Raw genomic sequence first — 3,790 nt, forward strand, 5'->3', positions numbered from 1 at the left:
CCCCCGACTCCCCCGACTCCCCCGACTCTCTGAGGTGAGTTCTGAGTGATATGTTTCTCATTTTAAAAATCGAATTGTGAAAGGGTAGCGATAATATTGACCTTTATAAGCTTTAATAGCTGCAAAATTTACTAGAAATAATTGCGATATCATTAAGAATAAAATAAATGCACAAAAAAATACTAAAAAACTATTCAAAATAGTCTCTAAAGATTTTGCTATCAAAGTTGTCGTCATTGCAATTCCAAAAGTGAGGACAACTAGAAATAGCAACACAGTTATGACAATAAAAGCATAAAATATCAGGGAGAGTTGAAAATTTAATGATTCTTTTCCTTGAAAATCAATCCAAGGGTCTTTTGTTTTTTTCCAATGCCAAATTATCAATGGTCCTAAGGAATTCATAAACGGCAAATATAAAGGAATACCTAAAAATAATAAGCCTGCTAGTGGTAACCACAACAAAGCCGAGAGATGACACAACATTGCCCATATACGAACTTGTTGTTCGGGACTTTTTCTCATGGCTTTTCTTTTTTCGCTGGAATGTTGAATAATTATCCACCGTACCATATCAAACAGCCAAACAAAATGTTAATATCTCAGGGAATGTCATGCTGTGGCGAACTCGTTTCTTTGGAAGCGCTCAAATGGATTGAAACCAGGTTGAATTTGTGCTGTAAACTTGACTTCTGCCCAATCATGTGCAGTTTCTTCGTGATGGTAAAGCATTTGAGTTAGTAGCTTTTCCCAATTATGCGAGGGAAGCTGACGCAACAAATCGGTAAAATTGTAGAAAGCATCCAACACCGTAAAGCTGGCTTCGCGCACATAGCGATCGCCACAAGGGATGCGCGAACGGCGCACCTCCTCACAATAATACGTCAGCCTGACAATATTTAGATGCGTTCGCCCTGAACCTCTCACGAATGGTGCTGTACTGATTTTTCTGGTTCTACAGGTAAACCTAATTCGATACAAAAGTAGCGATCATACTTGGCTTGTGTCCAGTTATTAGCTGCTTTAATTTGCTCAACACTAAGGTCTTGAGCACCTCGCAAATCAGCATTTTTGAGGTTAGCACGGGTTAAATCGGCATGGATGAGGTATGCATTTTTCAGATCTGCTCCCTCTAATGTACTATCACTCAGGTCTGCACCTTCTAATTGAGCACCTTGTAATTTAGCATCTGTAAGATTAGCTATTTCTAACTCTACACCATTGAGAACCGCAAATACTAGAATTGCTGATTGTAAATCAGCACCACTGAGGTTAGCACCTCCAAGGTCTGCATTACTTAAATTGGCACGGGTTAAGTTAGCACCTTCTAATTGGGCACCATTAAGGTTAGCAAATTTGAGATTAGCTTCTTTAAGTCTGGCACGACTGAGGTTAGCACCTTCTAATTGGGCATCACTAAGATTAGCTTGCTTGAGGTTAGCATAACTGAGATTAGCAACACACAGATTAGCAACACACAGATCCGCACCAGCCAAGTCAATTTCATTTAAGCCAGCACCGGGTAGATCTAAAGCTTTTAAAGACACACCATACTGATTTAAATCTTCTAATGCTTTGATTCTGGCGTAGCTAGTTGATACATTTGCCGCAGCGGCATTATCAATCACTTGCCATGCTTGATAAATTGTATTGCGTCTGCGCTCCCTACTTTCCAATAAATATAAGCTGGCTGCTGCTAATATACTAAAAGCTTCAATGTTATCCAGTGCAATTATTGACAATGCTTGTTTGTAAAAACACTGCAATAATGAATCTTGAGATTTACAAACAGGCTGTTGCTTATTCCAGTGTTCTATGTAACTGAATGTCAGCATCAAGCAATAAGCAATCATGATCGCCAGTAAAACACGAAACCAGACTAGATCCAGCAAATCTCGAATTTTTTGCCGTAATTTACTTATGAACCAAGTAAATTTTGCCACATTAATTCACCCCCTTGTGAGCATCCTCTGACTTGATAATTAAACACTCAATAGTGGAATCAATTTCCGCTTCGTTGAAGTACTGAGTCATAGACGTATTATCTAACTTAACAGCAACCTGTGACTTTACAAGGCGATCGCCAAAAGGGATTCATATGCGCCATGATTGACGAAATAGGGCTATTCAAAAAGGAAAAGTTCTGATGCAATCAGCGTTACGGATTGAGACTAAGATCTTACCAGGCAATAAGGATGCTTATGAGCTATTGCTGCGATCAGCTTTGCTGGTGCCCCTTGGGCGATCGCCTCAAATGCAGTTGATTCCAAAAATGAATTGAGGGGCTTGTATCCTTTTTTCTTTTTTTTGAATTTTGAATTTTGTTAGCGCAGCGGGGCGTAGCCCTCCTTTGAATTTGTTAGCGAAGCGTGCCGCAGGCAGCGTTTGCGCAGCGCCCCCTCCGGGGCTAGCGAGGGTCAAATTGTTAAATTCACCAGACTTAAAAATTTGTGCCAATTATTACCGAGCCAAGCAGTAGCTTTAGTGAGGTGGGGCTGAAGTTTTTCCATCGCAGAGGCAAACCCTTCGGCTTTCTTGGCATAGTCAAAAGCTCGTTCTAATGCCTTACCCACCTCGTTTTTATCTGGCTGTGGCTTCTTTAGCTCCTCCTGGGCATCTTCAAAGGCATTGTCAATTTTACGACGGTCTGAGGTTTCTAAGTTCGCTAATATCTCACGTAAGGCGTTGAGTTCTGTTTCTATGTTGACGCTTGCAGGTGCGGGTAAACTGACTTGTTGAAAATTGATGTTTGCAGTGTTGCTGTCTCCTGTTTGAATTGCGCTACCAGTGAGACTACCCCCAATAGAAACTGAGCGGTTTTGCCAGCCTTTGTTATCATGACTCATATTATTATCCTTGTCAGATTTTACTGGATTTGTTGGCTGTAGTGTCTGATAACGCCGTCGCCTAATTTTGATTGCTGGGGTTAAATATTCTGGAATACCTTGCAAATCAATCGAGGTACAACCCATTTGAAAACAATCTTCATAATTCCTGAGTGCCGCTAAAGCAGTATAAAATCCGACGCTAAATTTCATCGCAGCTTTATCTCCAATTGCCTGATTCATCCCCACTACGCAATCAATGTATTGGTGAATTGCTGTGGCTTGTGACTCGCTGTAGCAGGCGTTGAGTAAAACACACTCAACCTGTTCTTGAAACAAATCAAATAGCTTTGCCAGGGCTTGTGTACTGACAAGTTGCACGTGTCCAGAATTATCTTCCAAGGCTAATCCATCAGTACCAGAGCCATGTCCGGAAAAGTGAACAATTGTTGGTTGATGGTGAGACAAAAAGCGGGTTAAATCATCCACTCGTACCGCAGATTCAGTGATGATTTGAAATTCCTCTCGATTTGGAGAGAGTTGCAGTGTGTTTTTGATTTCCCGCACCTCTTCATCTAGGCGCAAATGACTTGTGTTTTTAGGGTTGGCGGAGAGGATGAGGATTTTTTTCACGATGTTATTTGATATGGTTTTTTATATAGGATTACTATTTGATTTTTGAAAAGATACGTAGGGTCACGCTTAAGAGGATGTTTGAAAAGTCCAAGATAAGTATGATTTGTCATTCTGAGCGGAATGAAATGGAGCGAAGAATCTCAATTTTTCGTTGAGGCTGAGATGCTTCACTACGCTTCGCTTCGTTCAGCATGACATTAAACTTACACATTTGGGATGCTCCCTAAAGCGGTGTGGATGTTCCTCTTTCCCCTGCTCCCTCCCTCCCTCCTTCATTCACTCCTTCTCCTTCTCCTTCAACTCAGGATGCTGCTGCTCGGCATGAACCG

5 protein-coding genes are annotated in these 3,790 nt (G+C 41.2%); 1 reads left to right on the forward strand and 4 read right to left on the reverse strand.

Features of this window, described 5'->3' with window-relative positions; genetic code table 11:
• Positions 1-57: 57 nt before the first annotated feature.
• From DP117_RS33700 to DP117_RS33710, 3 genes are all read right to left on the reverse strand, one after another.
• The gene (locus DP117_RS33700) at positions 58-525 is read right to left on the reverse strand and encodes a DUF4870 domain-containing protein (RefSeq protein WP_169222502.1); all 468 of its coding nucleotides are present in this window, start codon (positions 523-525) and stop codon (positions 58-60) included.
• A gap of 87 nt (positions 526-612) precedes the next feature.
• Positions 613-867, reverse strand: coding sequence for a hypothetical protein (locus tag DP117_RS33705; protein WP_169222503.1), 255 nt, complete (start codon positions 865-867; stop codon positions 613-615).
• Positions 868-923: 56 nt separating this feature from the next.
• Complete coding sequence (locus DP117_RS33710; protein WP_339381150.1) at positions 924-1,943, reverse strand: pentapeptide repeat-containing protein; 1,020 nt, start codon at positions 1,941-1,943, stop codon at positions 924-926.
• A 203-nt stretch (positions 1,944-2,146) separates the two neighbouring features.
• Here DP117_RS33710 and DP117_RS37130 point away from each other — a divergent pair, with 203 nt between their 5' ends.
• The gene (locus DP117_RS37130; RefSeq protein ID WP_282440348.1) at positions 2,147-2,281 is read left to right on the forward strand and encodes a hypothetical protein; all 135 of its coding nucleotides are present in this window, start codon (positions 2,147-2,149) and stop codon (positions 2,279-2,281) included.
• A gap of 136 nt (positions 2,282-2,417) precedes the next feature.
• Here DP117_RS37130 and DP117_RS33715 read toward each other — a convergent pair whose 3' ends face one another.
• Positions 2,418-3,458 carry a CHAT domain-containing protein gene (locus tag DP117_RS33715; protein ID WP_169222504.1) on the reverse strand — a complete coding sequence of 347 codons (1,041 nt, stop codon included), beginning with the start codon at positions 3,456-3,458 and terminating at the stop codon, positions 2,418-2,420.
• Positions 3,459-3,790: the final 332 nt, after the last annotated feature.

The sequence above is a fragment of the Brasilonema sp. UFV-L1 genome, from assembly GCF_012912105.1.
In the GTDB taxonomy this organism is placed as follows: Bacteria; Cyanobacteriota; Cyanobacteriia; order Cyanobacteriales; family Nostocaceae; genus Brasilonema.